Source organism: Saccharopolyspora sp. NPDC000359, from assembly GCF_040300525.1.
GTDB lineage: Bacteria > Actinomycetota > Actinomycetes > Mycobacteriales > Pseudonocardiaceae > Saccharopolyspora.
On record NZ_JBEPDU010000015.1, the window covers coordinates 1 to 17,174 of the forward strand.

General features: G+C 72.8%; 16 protein-coding genes and 1 tRNA gene. 7 read left to right on the top strand and 10 right to left on the bottom strand.

Annotated features, from left to right (window positions below):
* Nucleotides 1–100: 100 nt before the first annotated feature.
* Both ABT324_RS12135 and ABT324_RS12140 read left to right on the top strand, forming a co-directional pair.
* The gene (locus ABT324_RS12135; RefSeq protein WP_351175388.1) at nucleotides 101–445 is read left to right on the top strand and encodes a helix-turn-helix domain-containing protein; all 345 of its coding nucleotides are present in this window, start codon (nucleotides 101–103) and stop codon (nucleotides 443–445) included.
* Nucleotides 446–940: 495 nt separating this feature from the next.
* Complete coding sequence (locus tag ABT324_RS12140) at nucleotides 941–1,816, top strand: PstS family phosphate ABC transporter substrate-binding protein (protein WP_351175390.1); 876 nt, start codon at nucleotides 941–943, stop codon at nucleotides 1,814–1,816.
* A 6-nt stretch (nucleotides 1,817–1,822) separates the two neighbouring features.
* Here ABT324_RS12140 and ABT324_RS12145 read toward each other — a convergent pair whose 3' ends face one another.
* The 6 genes from ABT324_RS12145 to ABT324_RS12170 form a co-directional block, all read right to left on the bottom strand.
* Nucleotides 1,823–2,614, bottom strand: a complete 792-nt coding sequence (locus ABT324_RS12145) for a universal stress protein (protein WP_351175392.1) — start codon at nucleotides 2,612–2,614, stop codon at nucleotides 1,823–1,825.
* Between the two features lie 114 nt (nucleotides 2,615–2,728).
* Nucleotides 2,729–3,841 (bottom strand): 3-deoxy-7-phosphoheptulonate synthase, encoded by a 1,113-nt coding sequence (locus ABT324_RS12150; protein WP_351175394.1) that lies wholly within the window; start codon nucleotides 3,839–3,841, stop codon nucleotides 2,729–2,731.
* Between the two features lie 154 nt (nucleotides 3,842–3,995).
* The gene (locus ABT324_RS12155; protein ID WP_351175396.1) at nucleotides 3,996–4,469 is read right to left on the bottom strand and encodes a hypothetical protein; all 474 of its coding nucleotides are present in this window, start codon (nucleotides 4,467–4,469) and stop codon (nucleotides 3,996–3,998) included.
* On the bottom strand, nucleotides 4,466–5,899 hold the full coding sequence (locus ABT324_RS12160; protein WP_351175398.1) for an ATP-binding protein: 1,434 nt from the start codon (nucleotides 5,897–5,899) through the stop codon (nucleotides 4,466–4,468). The genes ABT324_RS12155 and ABT324_RS12160 overlap by 4 nt, the downstream gene beginning before the upstream one ends.
* Nucleotides 5,896–6,570 carry a response regulator gene (locus tag ABT324_RS12165; protein WP_351175400.1) on the bottom strand — a complete coding sequence of 225 codons (675 nt, stop codon included), beginning with the start codon at nucleotides 6,568–6,570 and terminating at the stop codon, nucleotides 5,896–5,898. Before ABT324_RS12165 ends, ABT324_RS12160 begins: the two co-directional genes overlap by 4 nt.
* Nucleotides 6,571–6,581: 11 nt before the next feature.
* A complete protein-coding gene (locus ABT324_RS12170) occupies nucleotides 6,582–7,259 on the bottom strand; it encodes a phosphatase PAP2 family protein (RefSeq protein ID WP_351175402.1) in 678 nt (225 codons plus the stop codon).
* Nucleotides 7,260–7,309: 50 nt separating this feature from the next.
* Here ABT324_RS12170 and ABT324_RS12175 point away from each other — a divergent pair.
* A tRNA-Sec gene (locus ABT324_RS12175) sits at nucleotides 7,310–7,405 on the top strand.
* A 4-nt stretch (nucleotides 7,406–7,409) separates the two neighbouring features.
* Here ABT324_RS12175 and ABT324_RS12180 read toward each other — a convergent pair.
* Nucleotides 7,410–8,057, bottom strand: a complete 648-nt coding sequence (locus ABT324_RS12180; RefSeq protein WP_351175404.1) for a TetR/AcrR family transcriptional regulator — start codon at nucleotides 8,055–8,057, stop codon at nucleotides 7,410–7,412.
* Nucleotides 8,058–8,122: 65 nt separating this feature from the next.
* Between ABT324_RS12180 and ABT324_RS12185 the strand changes: the two genes are divergently transcribed.
* Nucleotides 8,123–9,622 (top strand): monooxygenase, encoded by a 1,500-nt coding sequence (locus ABT324_RS12185; RefSeq protein WP_351175406.1) that lies wholly within the window; start codon nucleotides 8,123–8,125, stop codon nucleotides 9,620–9,622.
* A gap of 25 nt (nucleotides 9,623–9,647) precedes the next feature.
* Here the strand turns inward: ABT324_RS12185 and ABT324_RS12190 are convergent, their stop codons facing one another.
* The gene (locus ABT324_RS12190) at nucleotides 9,648–10,895 is read right to left on the bottom strand and encodes a C39 family peptidase (RefSeq protein WP_351175408.1); all 1,248 of its coding nucleotides are present in this window, start codon (nucleotides 10,893–10,895) and stop codon (nucleotides 9,648–9,650) included.
* 389 nt (nucleotides 10,896–11,284) lie between these two features.
* On the opposite strand from ABT324_RS12190, the gene ABT324_RS12195 reads away from it, so the two are divergent.
* Nucleotides 11,285–12,214, top strand: coding sequence for a glycoside hydrolase family 16 protein (locus ABT324_RS12195; RefSeq protein ID WP_351175410.1), 930 nt, complete (start codon nucleotides 11,285–11,287; stop codon nucleotides 12,212–12,214).
* A gap of 46 nt (nucleotides 12,215–12,260) precedes the next feature.
* On the opposite strand, the gene ABT324_RS12200 is transcribed toward ABT324_RS12195, so the two are convergent.
* Both ABT324_RS12200 and ABT324_RS12205 read right to left on the bottom strand, forming a co-directional pair.
* Nucleotides 12,261–13,349 (bottom strand): hypothetical protein, encoded by a 1,089-nt coding sequence (locus tag ABT324_RS12200; RefSeq protein ID WP_351175412.1) that lies wholly within the window; start codon nucleotides 13,347–13,349, stop codon nucleotides 12,261–12,263.
* 142 nt (nucleotides 13,350–13,491) lie between these two features.
* Nucleotides 13,492–14,637 carry a lactonase family protein gene (locus tag ABT324_RS12205; RefSeq protein ID WP_351175414.1) on the bottom strand — a complete coding sequence of 382 codons (1,146 nt, stop codon included), beginning with the start codon at nucleotides 14,635–14,637 and terminating at the stop codon, nucleotides 13,492–13,494.
* Nucleotides 14,638–14,902: 265 nt separating this feature from the next.
* On the opposite strand from ABT324_RS12205, the gene ABT324_RS12210 reads away from it, so the two are divergent.
* Both ABT324_RS12210 and ABT324_RS12215 read left to right on the top strand, forming a co-directional pair.
* The gene (locus ABT324_RS12210; protein ID WP_351175416.1) at nucleotides 14,903–16,015 is read left to right on the top strand and encodes an SPFH domain-containing protein; all 1,113 of its coding nucleotides are present in this window, start codon (nucleotides 14,903–14,905) and stop codon (nucleotides 16,013–16,015) included.
* A 16-nt stretch (nucleotides 16,016–16,031) separates the two neighbouring features.
* Nucleotides 16,032–17,105, top strand: a complete 1,074-nt coding sequence (locus ABT324_RS12215; protein WP_351175418.1) for a TFIIB-type zinc ribbon-containing protein — start codon at nucleotides 16,032–16,034, stop codon at nucleotides 17,103–17,105.
* The last annotated feature ends 69 nt before the right edge of the window (nucleotides 17,106–17,174 follow it).

Consider the following 17,174-nt stretch of genomic DNA (forward strand, 5'->3'; position numbering starts at 1 on the left):
CTGGCCACCACCCGCTGGATCGTGGCGATCCTGGAGAACCACCAGCAGGCCGACGGTTCGGTCCGCGTCCCGGTGGCGCTGCGCCCGTTCCTGGCGCGCGATGCTCGCCGAACTCCGCCCCGGGGCGGACCTGCGGATCACCCCGAGCGCGCTGGAAGCGCTGATCGCGCAGCCGTGGCCGGGGAACCTGCGCGAGCTGCGCGGCGTCCTCCGGGCGACCGCCGGGCACCGCTCGACCGGCGACATCACCGTCACCGACCTGCCCGCCGCCTACCGCAGCACCGGGCGCGGCGCCCGGCTGAGCGGGCGCGAACGCGCTGAGCGGGACGCCATCGCCGAGGCGCTGCGGGCCACGGGCGGCAACAAGGTGCACGCCGCGCAGCGCCTGGGGATCAGCCGCACCACCCTGTACAGCCGGATGCGGGCCTTCGGCATGCCGCGCTGAGGTGTTCAGAAGTTGAACAGTTGACCACCCCCTCCGTCGGCGATCATGTGCCCGGGTCACGACGACGGAGAGGCCGGTTGCAGCGGTCGGAGCACGCCGCGGGCCTGAGCGGCCGCAGTGGGCTCGCCGCCGGGTGCGGACGCGGGGCCCGCACCGGGTGGCCGGGCAGCAGCGGCTCCACGCCAGCCGGACGAGGGCAGTCCTGAAAGCTGGCGCAGTCGACGCCGCGCCGATCGGCACGCCGACCAGGACCTGCGCAGTCCAGCCGATCCGGGTGACGCACACGGGGGGCAGAGCCCGCCGCGCGACTGCGACCGCGCGGCGGGCTCGCTGTGCTCCCCGGCCCAGCGACCGCCACCACGCGAACCAGCCGGGCCGCGCGGGGAATCCGCGCTGTCGCGATCATGAACGTCTCCCCCGAACGTCGTCCCGCCCACCGGGACCGGACATAATGTCCACCGCTCGGCGCGGTGCGGAGCGGTGGAGGATGCGGAGATGACCGAGGGGACCGGGGCGGCCGCCCGGCGGCGGGCCCTGCGGCACACCATCACCCTGGTCTGCGTGCTGGCGATGGCCCCGCTGGCCCCGGCCGCCGTGCTGGCGAACCGGATCACGGACCGCCTGACGTGCGCCGACGGCGAGCTCACCGTAATCGGGTCGGCCGTCTACGCACCGGTCCTGCGCAAGGCCGCCGAGGACTACGCGGCGACGTGCCCGGACAGCCGGATCCGGATCGAGGCCGGCGAATCCGCCGGAGGGCTGCAGCGCCTGGTCGCCGAAGCCGAAGCGGACCGGGGCCAGGACGGCGCCCACCCCGAACTGCTGGCCATCTCGGACGGTCCTCGCGGGCACGAGCTCCCGCACCTGCGGGAGAAGCTGTTCGCCTCGGCCGTGTTCACCTTCGTGGTCAACCCGGCGGCCGGGGTGACCGACCTGTCCCGGCAGCAGATCAGGGACATCTACGGCGGGCGCATCACCTCGTGGGCCCAGGTCGGCGGGAACGACGTGCCGATCGCCGTCGCCGACCTCGGGGACAGCAGCGCGCAGCGGATCCTGCGGTACCGGGTCCTCGGCGAGCCCGAAGCCGCCTGCGAGACCGGCGCGGCCTGCGGACCGCAGGTCGGCCGCGACTCGCTGCGCAGCGTCGCGGAGACCCCGGGCGGGTTCGGCTTCGCCGTGGTCGGCGCCGCCGACCACCCGGGCGTGCGCCCGGTGCGGATCGACGGCGAGCCCGCCCCGGAGGAGGCCACCACCATCGGGCGGTACCCGTTCCGGCAGGCCGGGTACGGCTACACCTACGACGACGCCCGCGCCGGTTCCCTGGCGACCGGCTTCCTGAGCTACCTGGTGAACAACCCGAACGACCGCTGATCTGGGCTAGTGGGCGCAGATCACCGCGACAGGGCAGTGCGCCCGGTGCAGGACTCCGGAGGCGACCGAGCCGAGGAGCAGCGCGGCGAACAGGCCTCGGCGGTTCCGGTGCCCCACGACGAGCAGTTGCGCCTCGTGAGCTCGTTCGGTCAGCGCCGCGACGGGGTGGCCGCGCGGGGTGTGCCTGCGCACCGCCACCTCCGGGAACTGCTCGCGCCACCCCGCGAGCTGGACGCCGAGGCTGCGCTCGGCTTCCGCCCGGGCTTCGGCCAGCTCCTCCGGCGGCGCCAGCACCACCGAGCCCTCCGCGCCCGGCGCCTCCCACACGCGCATCACCGCGAGCTGCGCTCGGCGGGTGGCCGCCGCTTCGAAGGCGAACTGGAGGACGTGCTGGCCGTGCGGGGTGTCGTCCACGCCCACCAGCACCGGACCACTCCGGCGGTGTTCGCGGACGACCACGACCGGGCAGTGGGCGTGCATGGCGACCTTGGTGCTGACCGAACCCAGCAGCATCCCGCGGCCGCGCGCGCCCAGCACCAGGAGCTGAGCGCGCTCGGAGCACTGGATCAGCTCGGCCGCCGGGCGGTCGCGGGCGAGCTCCGCGCTGATCTCCGTCGCCGGGCTCGTGCCGCGGACCTGGTCGAGGACGCCGTCAACCACTTCCGCGGCTCTGTCGTCGATGAGGACGATGCGCACCGCTGCCCCGCGGAGCTCGGCTTCCGCGACAGCCCACCCCAGCGCCGCGGCTGACTGCTCGGAGCCGTCCACCCCGACGACCACGGGTTCCTCCGCGCGCATGCGCCCCCCTCGATCACCGGAAATTGCGCAGAACAGGACAAATCGACCACGGTGTCGCGCTCAGGATGGCAGACCGGCACCCACGCGCCCACTCGCGGCGAACCCGACCAGGCGTTATCGCGTCGGAGGCGAGTTCCGCCGACGACGTACGGCCGCAGCCAGGACGTCCAGGCAGTCCGCGGTCGTGGGCCAGTCCAGGCAACCGTCGGTGACGCTCACGCCGTAGCGCAGCGGCGTGGTGCCGATGTCCTGGCGGCCCGCCCCCAGGAAGGACTCGATCATCACTCCGCGCAGGCCATGGTTCCCGGCCGCGACCTGCACCGCCAGGTCGTCGACCACGCCCGGCTGGCGGCGGTGGTCCTTGCCGCTGTTGCCGTGCGAGGCGTCCACCACCACGCCGGTGTCCAGGCCCGCGGCGGCGAGCTGGTCGAGCGTCGCGCCGACGGACCCGGCGTCGTAGTTGGGCCGGGCGCCCCCGCGGAGCACGACGTGGCAGGCGGGGTTCCCGGCACCGACCACCACCGAGGGCGCACCGCTGGTCGCCATGCCCGGGAAGGTGTGCGGTGCTCGCGCGGCGCGCACCGCGGCGACCGCGACGTCGACGTCCCCGGTGACCGCGTTCTTCATCCCGACCGGCACCGGCAGCGCCGAGGCGAGCTGGCGGTGCGGCTGGGAGGCGACCGTGCGCGCGCCGAGCGCACCCCAGGAGATCAGGTCGAGCACGTACGGGGCGAGGAACGGGTCCACGAACTCGTAGGCCAGCGGGAGGCCGGAGGCCGCGGCGCGGACCAGGAAGCCGCGACCGGTCGCCAGCCCGGCGGCGAGGTCGCCCCCGCCGTCCAGGTGCGGGTCGTGCAGCAACCCCTTCCAGCCGACCGAGCTGCGCGGCTTCTCCAGGTAGGCGCGCATCACCACCAGGAGGTCCTGGTGGTGCGCGGCGGCAGCCCTCGCCAGCTCGTGCGCGTAGTGCAATCCAGCTTCCGGGTCGTGCACGGAGCACGGCCCGACCACCACCAGCAGCCGGTCGTCCACGCCCTCGACGATCGCCCGGACCGCTCGCCGGTGTGCCGCCACCTGACCGCGCAGCCGCTCATCGCACGGGAACCGCTCAGCCAAATCAGCGGGCGCGGGCAGCGGACCGAGGACCTGCGCCGAGCTGTCCGGCCACGCCGGGGCGGGCGGTTCGTCGACAGCGGGCAGGTCGAGGGGTACCGCGGGTCCAGCCATGCCGACGAGCTCCTCCTCCGTCGCGAGTCCTCCAGCGGCCAATACCACGCCGCTTGGGTTAGCCTAACCTAAGGACAGCGGCGGCAGGGTTCACGTGATCAACGGAACAACCCGGCACGAACCCCGAAATCCACTGTGGACACCCGGAGGCGACTCACCGCCGCAGCGAGCAGATCAGCGGCTCGCGGTCGCCGCCACCCCCGAGCAGGACCACCTGGCCGCCGTCGGCGGCGGCCGTGCAGACGATCTGGTCGACGGCGAGCGCGGACAACTCGCCGGGTGCTGCCGTCGAGGTGATCGCCGTGCGCCCGGAGACGTCGGTGGTCACCGAGAACGGACCGGCCGACGGCGGGACCGCGCTGGTGAGGCCGCGGGCGCGCTCCTCCCCCGTCGGCCCTCGCGCCAGCAGCTCCAGCGCCTCCGCGCGCGACATCGGCCCGACCGGGCGCGTCACCGCGGCGAGCCGCCCTCCCGACACCAGGTACAGGGTCGTGGTGGTGGCCGGGTCCGCGACCCCGCTCGGCGGCGCGACCCCGTGGATGATCCCGCTCGGTTGCACCCCGCAGCCGCCGAGTACGACCGCCGCCCCAGCGGCGAGCAGCAACCGAAGGCCCCGCGCTCGCGTCATCCGGTCCCGCTCCCGTCTCCCGCTCGGCGCGGCAGGCGCAGCGTGAACACCGCCCCGCCGTTCGGATCGTTGGCCGCGAACAGGTCCCCGCAGCGCTCGCCGTCGCGGTGCAGGACCGCGTTCTCCCGCGCGATGGCCAGGCCCAGTCCGCTGCCCTCGGAACGCGCCCGGGCGGCGTCGGCCTTGTAGAAGCGGGAGAACACGTGCGGCAGCACCTCGGGGTCCAGACCCGGTCCGCTGTCCCGGACCTCGACGGTGGCCCACTCGGGGTCCGCGCCCAACCGCACCGACACCGGCGCCGCGCCGTGCCGCACCGCGTTGCCGACCAGGTTGGCCACCACGACGTCCACCCGCCGCGGGTCGACCACGGCGGTGACCTCCGGGAGCTCGGCGTCGACCAGGTCGGTCCAGCCGCGCGTCCGCAACGTCGCGCGCACCACCTCGGCCAGGTCCACCTCGTCCAGGGTCAGCGCCGCGGTCCCCGAGTCGAACCGGCTGATCTCGATCAGGTCGTTCACCAGCCGCCCCAGGTTGTGGATCTCCTGGCTGACCAGGCGGGCGGCCGCGCCGAGGTCCTCCGGGAGCCGGTCGGCGTCCTCGTCGAGGATGTCGGTCACCGGTGTCACCGCGGCCAGCGGGGTGCGCAGCTCGTGCGACACGTCGGCCACGAAGCGCTGGGCCTCGGCCTTCATCGCGCGCAACTGCGCCACGTGCCGCTCCAGCTCCGCCGCCATGTCGTTGAAGGTCCGCGCCACTTGGGCGAGCTCGTCGCTGCCGCGGACCGAGATGCGGGTCCCCAGGTCGCCACCGCCCAACCGCTGCGCCGCGGCGCTGAGCTCGCGGACCGGGTGCAGGACACCGCGGGCGGCCAGCAGCGCGAGCACGACCGCCAGCACCAGCGCCGCCCCGCCGATGCCCCAGGACCACATCGCCAGGTGGTCGATGCTCTCCTGCTCGGCGAGCAGGTCGCGCACGGTGTAGACCTCGATCCCGGACGGCTGCACCGAGCCGTCCGGCTGCACGACCAGCAGCGGTGCGCCGATGACCAGCATCGGCATCCCGTTCGGCCGGATCCGCTGCCAGACGAGCTCGCCGCGGGCCACCTCCTCTCGCAGTTGCGCGGGGATGACCTGCAGCGGGGTGTCGATGCGCGAGTGCGCCCCGCCGTAGAACGCGGCCGCGGAGACGTCCCGCTCCCGCACAAGATCGGCGATCTCCTCCAGCTCGGCCGGCCCTGGCGCGAGGTTCCGCAACGGGTACAGCGTTTCCAGGCGCGTCGTCATGGCGTGCACCGCGGCGTCCTGGGACTGCTGCAGTACCAGGTTGCGCGCCTGCACATAGCTCGCACCGGCCACTGCCGCCGCGGTGACCACGCTCAGCAGCGCGAAGGCGAGCAGCAACCGGGTGCGCAGTCCCCACAACCGGCTCACAACGGTCCGAACCGGTAGCCGAAGCCGCGCACCGTCTGCACGTACACGGGTGCGCTCGAATCGTCCTCGATCTTCGCGCGCAGGCGCTGCACGCAGGCGTCCACCAGCCGGGAGTCGCCGAGGTAGCCGTGGTCCCACACCGATTCCAACAGCTGCTGGCGGCTGTGCACCCGCCCCGGGGTGGCGGACAGCTCCAGCAGCAACCGCAGCTCGGTGGGCGTCAGGCCAACCCCGGAGCCGCGCTTGGTCACCACCAGGCCCGCCCGGTCGATCACCAGGTCGCCGTGCTGCTCGGCCGGGTCCTGCTCCCGCCCGGCGCGCCGCAGCACCGCGCGGATCCGCGCCTCCAGCACCCGGGCCTGCACCGGCTTGACCACGTAGTCGTCCGCGCCCGCCTCCAGCCCGGCCACCACGTCCACGTCGTCGCCGCGAGCGGTCAGCATGATGATCGGCACGGTGCCCGTGGCCTGGATGCGGCGGCACACCTCGAAGCCGTCGATGCCCGGCAGCATCAGGTCCAGCACCACCACGTCCGGTCGGTCGGTGCGGATCCGCTCGAGGCCGAGCTCGCCGCTGCCCACCGCGTCCACCCGGTGCCCCTGCCTGGTCAGGGCGAGCTCCAGGCCTTTCCGCACACCAGGGTCGTCCTCGATCAGCAGCACCTTCGGCACGCCGGTCAGTATCACACCTGCCTCCAGCGCCGCTCCGCCGACGCTGCCACGCACCCGCAGGCGGCTGCCAGCAGCGCTGCTCCGGCCACGTCGCTGAACCGGTGCCAGCCCGCGATCACCGTCGCCGCCCCGACCGCCGCCACCACCGCGGCACCGGGCACCGCGCACCACCACCGCGCACGCGGCGGCAGCGCGATCAGCAAAGCGAACAGCAGTCCCGCCGCAGCGGCGACATGCCCACTGGGGAAGCTGTTGTGCGTCGTCGAACCAACCAGCTCCAGGTCGGGTCGGGGCACCACGACCTTGAGCAGCCGGGACGCCGCGATCGAGGCGCCGACCGCGACCGAACCAGCGACGGCGGCGCGCAGCCTGCCGCCGAAGGCGCCCACGACGAGCACGGCGGCGAGCAGACCGGCCAGCACCAGCGGATCCCCCGCGACGGCGAGCAGCGCTCGCGCGTTCTCGTAAGCAGCGCTGCCGGGGTCGGCCCGGTGCAGGACCTGCTCGTCGAGCAGCTGGCCAGGCGGCGTCCACACGAACAGCGCGCAGAGCGCGCCGAGAGCGAGCAGGCAGGTCAGCGCAGCGGGGAGCAGTCCGCCCCCTCGGTGCGCGGCCCGGATCGGGCGCGTCGATTCCACAACCACGCCGACCAGCGTCAACGAGCGGTGTCCACACCCCGTCCCGGTCATGTCATGGTTCTGTCACGAAACTGGGCGCGCGGTGCCCTATCCTCTCGGCCGGAGGTGTGAGGGCGCCTGGTGGCCCCCGCGGTCTTCAAAACCGACGTGGCCGAGCACCTCGGCCAGGCGGGTTCGATTCCCGTCCACCTCCGCCACACGTCACCTCCGCGCCCGCAGCCCGGCGATGAGCACCGCCAGGCCGAACTCGAAGTGCCGGGTGAAGTCCGTGCTGGTGAGCGCGGGCAGGCTGGCCGCGAGGTGGGGGTAGGCCCCAGCCGCCACCGCACCGGCGAGGACGTCGGGGCTGCTGCTGCCCGGCTGGAGCGCGGCCTGCTCCTCCAGGGTGTGCCCCACGGTGAAGTTGACCGTGGTGTGGAGCGCCCGCGCCGCGTCGTCGTCGGGGAAACCCGCCGCGCGCATGACGCCGACGACCGCGTCGGCGAAGCCGAGGGTGTTCTCCCCCGTCGAGTGCGTCCCGGCGAACACCCGCGCACCGTCGCGATGGGCGAGCAGGGCGGTGCGCATCGCGCGGGCCAAGGCGGCCAGCTGCTCGCTCCAGTCGCCGCTCCCCGCGGCGGCATCCGCGACGCCGTCCATCATGCGCTCGGCCATCGCGGTCAACAGGTCCTGCTTGGTCGCGAAGTAGCGGTACAGCGCGCCGGCCTGCACGTCCATCGCATCGGCGAGCCGCCGCATGGTGAGCGCGTCGAGTCCTGACCGGTCGAGCAGGTCGAGGGCGGTTCGCAGGGTGCGCGCGCGGTCGAGTCGCGGAGGCCTGCCGCGGGCCGGGCTTGCCGGGGAGCTCATGGTCCGCACTATAGTGAACGTCGTTCACGTGAACAATGTTCACTAATGACAGGAGGGCAACTCCGATGAGCACCGATGTGATCGTCACCGGCGCGGGGCCGACCGGGCTGATGCTCGCGTGTGAACTCGCGCTGGCCGGGGTGCGGACCCGGGTCCTGGAGCGCCGCGCCGAACCGCAGCGGAACTCGCGGGCGCTCACGCTGCACCCGCGCAGCCTCGAGCTGCTGGACCAGCGCGGGCTGCTCGACCGGTTCCGGGTGCTCGGCCGAACCGCGCCCGGGTGGCACTTCGCCCAACTCCCCACCCACCTGGACTTCTCCGCGCTGGACTCCCGGCACGGCTACACGCTCCTCCTCCCCCAAGCCCGGACCGAGGCGCTGCTCGCGGAACGGGCCCGCGAGCTGGGCGTGGAGATCCGGTACGGGTGCGAGGTCGTCGCCCTGGACCAGGATGGGGACGGGATCTCAGCGCAGGTGCGGCACTCCCGGGGCATCGAGGAGCACCGCGCCCGGTTCGCGGTGGGGTGCGACGGCGCGCGCAGCCGGACGCGGGAAGCTGCCGGAATCGGCTTCCCCGGCACCAGCGAAACCCTCACCGGTGTGCTCGGCGACTTCGCCGTGATCGACGACAACCCGGCGGTCCTCGCCGCGGCCCGGGCCGGTGGCGTCGTGGTCGCGCCGCTGGAGGACGGCCTGACCAGGCTGGTGTGCGTGGATCCGGAGCGCATGCGGGTGCCGTCCCGCGAGCCGGTGTCGCTGACGGATTTCCGCGCCTCGCTGGTCCGGATGTGCGGCTCCGACTGCGGTGTCGCCGAACCCCGGTGGCTCTCCCGGTTCGGCAACGCCACCCGCCTCGCGGACAGCTACCGCCGCGGCCGGGTCCTGCTGGCGGGCGACGCAGCCCACATCCACTTCCCCGCAGCGGGCCAGGGGTTGAACACCGGTCTGCAGGACGCGGTCAACCTGGGCTGGAAGCTGGCTGCCGAGGTCCACGGCTGGGCGCCGCCCGGGTTGCTGGACAGCTACCACCAGGAACGCCACCCGGTCGGCCAGGCGGTCACCGAGAACACCGAGGTGCAGACGCTGCTGGCGGAGCTGGCGCTGGTCCCGCAGTACCAGCGGCCCGCCGCGGCGCTCCGCGGGCTCCTCGACGAACTCCTGCGCATCGAGGCGGTCAACCGCAGGCTCGCCGACCAGGTGTCCGCGCTCGGCACCAGCTACCCGCCAACGAGTCCCGACGCCGATCCGATGGTGGGACGGCGCATGCCCGACATCGGGTTGACCACCGCCGCGTCCAGGGCCACGCGGGTCCACGAGCTGCTGCACGAGGGCCGGTTCGCGCGCCTGGACTTCGCGGGTGACCCGGAGCCGGGGACGGGCTGGGGCTCACGAGTCGGAGCCACCACCGTCGCGCAGTGGGACGACCACCCGGACCTGGCGGGCGTGACCGAGGTCCTCGTCCGCCCCGACGGTCACATCGCCTGGGCCACGCGCACCGCCGACCTCGACGTTCGCCGCGGCGAGCGGCAGGAGGCGCTCCAGGCCTGGGCTGGAACTCCTCGCTGAGCGCCAACCGGCCCAGGCTGCGGGTTCAAGCCGGGGTGATCAGGTAGGCGATGCCGCCGCTGCCGCTCTTGACCTCGCCGTCGGCGTCCTTCCGCCTGGTCCGCAGCCAGACGGTCTCGAACTGCTCGCGCGGGTAGACGTTGCGGACCGAGGCATCATCGGAGGAGGCCGGGTCGTTGACGATGACGTCGCCGTCCTCGGTGAACCCGACGACGACCAGGATGTGGCCCTCGGTGCCGTACCCCGCGCCGTCGAGCTCCCCCTCGCGAAACGACTGCGAGGTGATCACCGGGACTCCCGCGAGGATGTGCTGTTCGACTTCGACCAACGAGCGCAGGCGGGTGATGCGCGCTTCCAGCCCGTAGGTGGCGGCGTAGGCCGCGTTGAACGACCAGTTGCCGGTGCCGTCGTAGGCGTGGTCGAAGGTCTGCCTGGCGGCGTGGTCCACCACCCGGTCCGGGTGGGACGGGTCGATCCAGGAGAGCTCCGCGTCTGACGGGTGCTTCCCCCAGTGCTCCACCACCATCTGCGTGGCAGCGGGGCTGCACCACGCCTCACCGCCCCCGCCGTACTGCGGGAAATGTCCTCTGTGGATGTTCTGCGAGTAGCGCGGCACGGGGAGCTCGACACCCCACGCCCCGCCGGGCCCCGAGGTGGGGACCTCGAACCGGTCCGGGATCGCCGAAGCCATCGCGCCGACCAGCGACAGCGACGGCGACGCGGAGCTGCCGACCGCCCGGTGCAGGATGACCCGAAGCTGGTAGCCGACCAGCTCCGAACCGGGGTTCGCGGTGAAGGTGTCCACCGAAACGGCCCCGTGCGCGTCGGACTGCCCGTCCACGCTGGTGCGGTGGATGTCTGCATCGCCCGACGCCCACTGGCCCATCACGTACCAGCCGGTGTCCACCCCACCCGCGGTGCGCCCCCGCACCTCCACCTGCACCCAGGTGCCTGGTGGTGTCGAGGCGTTCCACGAGGTCACCAGCTGGGTGGCGGGGAAACCGGTCGGGTGCGGCGGTGAAGTCCACCTGGCGTACTCGTAGTCGCGCGGGCTCCCGCCGGGTGCCGGGTGCCGGACGGTGCCGAGCGGGCGTCCGATCCGGAGGTCGTCCCCGTCGACGCTGGTCCCCTCGGCCGCACCAGAGCGGAAGTCGGGCGCGGAGCTCCACTCGTGGAAGTCGACTTCGGCCGCCCGCGGTGCCGCCTCCCCACAACCAGCCACCGCCAGCACCGCCGCGCCCACGACAGCCATCAGCACGATCGTCCTGCGCATACCCGACACCCCGCTCGTCCCGCGCACCACCGGACCACAGGTTCGCACGGCCCGCTCGGCTCCACTCGCAGAACCGGCCGTGCCCCACCGAACGCCCCAGCTGGCCGACCGGTGGACGCCGGGTTCAGCGCACGCAGCCCCACGACCTCCGGCCACCGGAACTGCGACCTGTTCCCCGCGAGCGAACAACTGCTCGTGAACGCAGCAAATCCACCTCGGCAACCAGCGGAGGAGCACCGCCCTCCACAGTGGTCGGAGCACAGCTGCTGGGCCATCTCGCCGAACGTCACTGCGACACCTGCTACCTGCGTGAACGATGCCGGTCCCGGTGGCCGTGTCCTCCCCGAGCGCTCCGTGCGCGCAACCCTCGACCCACGCGGAGGACCGCCATGACCACGAGCCGAACCCGGCGCCGCATAGCCACGGGCACCCTCGCCCTCGGCGTGAGCATCGCCGCCATCACCGCCCCGCACGCCTCGGCCGACATCCCGCCTCCAGAGGAGGGCTGGACGCTGACCTTCGGTGACGACTTCACCGGCGAAGCCGGCACCCCACCCTCCCCGGACTGGATCGTCGACACCGGCACCTCCTACCCGGGCGGCCCGGCCAACTGGGGCACCGGCGAGATCCAGAGCTACACCGGTGACCCGGCCAACCTCGCCCACGACGGCAACGGCAACCTGCGGATCACCCCGCTACGCGACGGCGCGGGCAACTGGACCTCAGCGCGGATCGAGACCCAACGCGCCGACTTCAAGGCCGCCGAGGGCGGCGTGCTGCGCATCGAGGCACGCCTGCAGGTCCCCAACACCAGCGGTGAGGCCGCGCTCGGGTACTGGCCCGCGTTCTGGGCGCTGGGCTCGCCCTACCGCGGGAACTACTGGAACTGGCCCGGCATCGGCGAGTTCGACGTCATGGAGAACGTCAACGGCAAGAACGAGACGCACGGGGTCCTGCACTGCGACGTCAGCCCCGGTGGTTCCTGCAACGAGACCGAGGGGCTGGCCGGCAGCTCGCCCTGCCCCGGCCAGACCTGCCAGGCCGGTTTCCACACCTACCGCTTCGAGTGGGACCGCACCGGCGACACCGAGGAGCTGCGCTGGTACGTCGACGGCCAGCAGTTCCACTCGGTGGGCGAGTCGCAGATCAGCCCGCAGGCCTGGGCGGACATGACCTCCCACGAGGGCTTCTTCCTGCTGCTCAACGTCGCGGTGGGCGGGGCGTTCCCGGACAAGGACGCCGGTTTCGCCACCCCGACCCCGGCCACCGAGCCGGGGCACCCGATGCTGGTCGACTACGTGGCGGTCTACAACCGCTGATGCTCGCGGTGGGGCGGCGCCGAGCACTCCCCGGCGCCGCGCCACCTCAGTTCTGCACGACGGCGAACGGCTGCGGCTCGAGCGGCTCACCGCCGCTGCCGGTGCCGACCAGGCGCCCGTCCGGGAGTTCGGCGCCGTGGCGCAGCGCGCCCTCCGGTGGCCCGTCGACCTGCTGCCACCCGGTGCCGTCGTAGCGCAGCAGCGCGTCCGGGCTGAGGTTCCACAGCGCTCCCCCGGCCCGTACGAGGTCCCCGAGCTTGCTGACCTGCACCGGGGGCTCCTGCCGGGTCCACGCCACGCCGTTCCAGTGCATCAGGACCGGTTGGCTGGCTTCGGGCGTGTCGTAGGGCGTCTGGGTCGCCGAGAGCCAGACGTCATCCGGCCGGAACGCCGCGACGTCGTGCACGGTGAGGTAGTCGGACTCCCCGGTGCCCAGCGGCGGCAGCGGGACGTGGGTCCACTGCGCGCCGTCCCAGTGCATCGAGACCAGCTGCTGCGGTCGGTCGACCGTGGTGCCCACCATCCAGAGGTCGTCCGGAGCCGCCCCGCCGATGCTGGCGAAGTCCTGCTCGTCGGTCCCTGGCGGCAGCGCAACCCCCTGCCAACCACCGTCGACCCAGCGCACGGCGAAGCTCCGCGAGATCGGGTCCTCGCCGTCGCGGTAGGCCCGGCCGATGGTCCAGACGTCGGGGCCTACGGCGGCGACGTCGCTGGGCGAGACGCGCGGGGCGTCGGGCACCTCGAGTGGCACCTCAGTCCAGCCCTGGCCGTCCCAGTGCAGCGTCGCGCCCGTGCTGACCTTCGAGAACCGGCTCACCACCCAGGCGTCGTCCGGCCCGGTCACCGCGGAGGAGACGACATCGCCGATGTCCGGCATCGCCACCTCGACCCAACTACCGCCCTCCTCGCGGTGGAAGCCCTGCGCGGTGATCGACATCGGCGAACCGGGCGGGCTGTAGCTGCCGAACGCCCAGGTCTGCCCGCCGCCACTGGACACGGTGGTCACGTAGGAGGCCATGTCGGGCCTGCTCGGGAACTCCTCGGCGGTCCAGCTGCCCTCCGCCAACGCCGTGCCCGCCACACCGACGACGGCGACCACCGCCGCGGCCAGCGCCGCTCCGCTCCGTCTCGACATCGCATCCCCTCAACCGGTGAACACCTTCCCCGGTGAGACGCCGACCGCACGGGTCAGGTTGCCAACCGACCGAAAACCGCTGGGAGCACCCGCCCCGACCTGGGTAGCTTCCACCGCGCAGCCGGTAGGTCAGCTCGCAGCTCTAGCGCGTGGTGCCGAGCAGCAGGCAGACCGGGCTTGGGGTTGAGAAGGGTTGGCCTGTTGGGGTGAGGGCTCCGGTGCCCGGGTCGACCCGGAAGGTCGTCACCGTGTTGGCGTACTGGTTACTCGCCAGCATCCAGCGGGAATCGGGGGTCATCGCGATGTGGCGGGGCCAACTGCCCCCGCACGGAACCGCGTCCAGCAGGCGGAGGCGTTCCCCACCGGATTCGACGGCGAAGCGGGCGATGCTGTCGTGGCCCCGGTTCGAGACGTAGACGAAGCGGCCGTCCGGGGAGATCACGATCTCGGCCGGGAAGTTGTCCGGGGCACCCGGCGGGACGGTGGGGACCACCTGGCCCGGCACCACTTCTGGGCGGTCGGCGTCGAAGGCGCAGACCGTCACCGTGGAGTCGAGTTCGTTGGCCACGTACAGGAAGGGCGCCTCCGGGTGGAAGACCAGGTGCCGCGGTCCCGCGCCGGGGGCCAGCGCGGTGTCGGCGACCGGCTCCAGCTTCCCGGTGCTGGTGTCGAGGGCGTGCACGTGGATGCGGTCCGCGCCGAGGTCCGGAACCAGCAGGTGGCGGCCGTCGGGGGTGGGGGCGACCATGTGCGCGTGCGGCCCCTCCTGGCGCCCCGGGACCGGACCGCTCCCCTCGTACTGGACGAGATCGGTCTGCGGGCCGAGCGAGCCGTCCGCCAGGATCGGGTAGACCGCGGTGCTGCCGCTGCCGTAGTTGGCCACCACCAGGTGCTCGCCGCCGGGGTGCACCACGAGGTGGGTGGGCATCGACGCCGCCGCGGACTGGCTGCCCAGCACCACCAGCCCGCCGTCCGGCTCCACCGACAGGGCGGTCACCCGGCCGTCCTCGGTGTCGTTGACCGCGTACATCCTGGTCCCGTCCGCGTTGCGGGTCAGGAACGCGGGACTGTCCACACCGGGAACCCGACCGGTGCTGGTCAGCTCCCCGGTCGCCAGGTCCAGCTCGGCCAGTTCGATGGCGGAGCTGAAGTTGCCGCTGTAGGCCGGGAGGGTGCGCGGCGCCGCAGCCGCGCGCACCGGCCGGGCCGAACCCACGCCGACCGCGGCGATGCCGAGGCCGACCAGCCGGAGGAACCCGGCGCGTCCGATCTGCTGGCCACCGCTCATGGTGATCACCACCTCCGCGTCGAGCTGCCACCACGATCACCCCCGGCGCGGCGGTGGACAAGACGGCGGTCGGCGCGAACACGTACGGCGGATCGGCGCACCGATCACCCCTCGGGGGCAGGCGACTACTCCTGGTCGCGCAGTGCCCGCACGTCCTCGCCTGTGATCAGCGGCACGACGACCGGTCCGCCTGATCGCGCGACTCCCCGGGTGGGTGGTTTGTTACCGTACGGCGGCGCAGTCCAAGCAGTCGGCGGGGGTTCTGGTGGGTTTGTTCGACAAGGTCCGCGGCGAGTTCGTCGACATCATCGACTGGACCGACGACAGCCGGGACACCATCGTCTGGCGCTTCCCGCGGTACGAGAACGAGATCAAGGTGGGCGCCCAGCTCACCGTGCGCGAGTCGCAGGTCGCCGTCTTCGTCAACGAGGGGCAGGTCGCCGACGCGTTCCCGCCCGGCAGGTACGAGCTGCACACCCAGAACATGCCGGTCCTGTCCACCATCAAGGGCTGGAAGCACGGCTTCAACTCGCCGTTCAAGGCCGAGGTGTACTTCGTCAACACCCGGCAGTTCACCGACCTGAAGTGGGGCACGCAGAACCCGGTCATCGTGCGAGACCCGGAGTTCGGCATGGTCCGGCTGCGCGCCTTCGGCGGCTACGCGCTGCGGGTGGTCGAACCCGTCTCGCTGCTGCGCGAACTCGCCGGCACCGACCCGGCCTTCCGCACCGACGAGGTGTCCGACCACATCCGGCAGATGATCGTCGGCAAGCTCGGCCCCGCGCTGGCCAACGCCGGGGTGCCGATGCTCGACCTGGTCACCCACCAGGAGCAGATCGGCGACCGGATCGCGGTGGCGCTCAACGTGGAGCTGCGCCCGCTGGGCATCGAGCTCTCCCGGTTCATCGTCGAGAACGTCTCGGTGCCGCCCGAGGTCGAGGCGATGATCGACAAGCGCACCCAGATGGGCATCGCGGGCAACCTCAACCAGTACGCGCAGTTCCAGGCCGCCAACGCCATGGAGCAGGCTGCTCGCAACGACGGCGGCGCCGGGGCGGGCATGGGCATGGGGATGGGCATGGCGCTCGGCCAGCAGGCCGCTGCCGCCGCGCAGCAACCGCAGGCCCCGCAGCAGTCGGCGGCGCCGCCCGGGCCGCCGCCGCTGCCACCGCAGGAGCAGTGGTACCTCGGCGTGGGCGGCCAGCAGCTCGGCCCGTTCGACGCCACCGCGCTCGGCCAGCAGGTCGCCAACGGCACGCTGACCCCGGACACCCTGGTGTGGAAGCAGGGCATGGCCGAGTGGGCGGCCGCGCGCCAGGTCCCGGCGCTGGGCTCGCTGTTCGGCCAGCTGCCGCCGCCGCTGCCGCCGCAGGCCTGATCGGCGAGGGGGACCGATGAGCAACCCGCGAGGCGGCACCTCGGCCGCCACCTACCCGTGCGGTGGTTGCGGAGCCCGCGTCGAGTTCGCGCCCGGCACGAACGTGCTGCAGTGCCCGTACTGCGGGTTCCGGCAGGAGATCCAGCCCAGCGGTCAGCAGATCCGGGAGATCTCGATCGACGAGCTGGCCTCGCTGGCCCGCAAACCGGTCGGTCAGCTCGCCCCCTACACGCTGGTCTGCCAGCGCTGCTCGGCGCGGACCGAGACCACCGCGACCGCCGGGCTGTGCCAGTTCTGCGGGTCGCCGCTGGTGCTGGACCCGAAGGCGACCGGGCAGATCATGCCGGAGGGCGTGCTGCCGTTCGCGGTGGACCACAACGGGATCCGCACCTCGCTGGGCAAGTGGGTGTCGTCGCGCTGGTTCGCCCCGAACTCGTTCAGGGAGGTCGTCAACGCCGAGTCGACCAAGGGCACCTACGTGCCGCACTGGACGTTCGACTCGGAGACGTCCTCGCAGTACCACGGCAAGCGGGGTGTGCACTACTACGTCACCCAGACCGACAGCAACGGCAACACTCGGCGCGTCCGCCGGACGCGCTGGACCGGGGTCAGCGGGCACGTCTCCCGCGCCTTCGACGACGTCCTGGTGCCCGCCAGCCTGGTGCTGCCGGTCGCCCACGTGGACGCGCTCGGGCCGTGGCCACTCCCCGAAGCCCGGCCGTACCAGCCGCAGTACCTGGCGGGCTACCACGCGCTGCGCTACGACGTGGAGCCCGAGCAGGGGCTCGCCGAGGCCAAGTCGCGGATGTCGCAGGTGATCCACGAGGACTGCCGCCGCGACATCGGCGGTGACGTCCAGCGGGTGGAAGGGGTGAACACCCACTTCGGCAACATCACCTTCAAGCTGGTGCTGCTGCCGATCTGGGTGGCCACCTACATGTACGCGGGGAAGAGCTGGCAGATCCTGATCAACGGCCGCACCGGTGAGATCCAGGGTGAACGCCCGTGGAGCAAGGTCAAGATCGCCGTGGCCGTCGTCGTCGCCCTGCTCGCCCTGGTGCTCCTGTTCCTGGTTTTCGCCAAGAAGTAGTCGTCCCACGCGGCGCGCGATCGGGCCGTGGTGGCGCGATTCCAGTGGTCGCACGTCTGGTTCCCATTG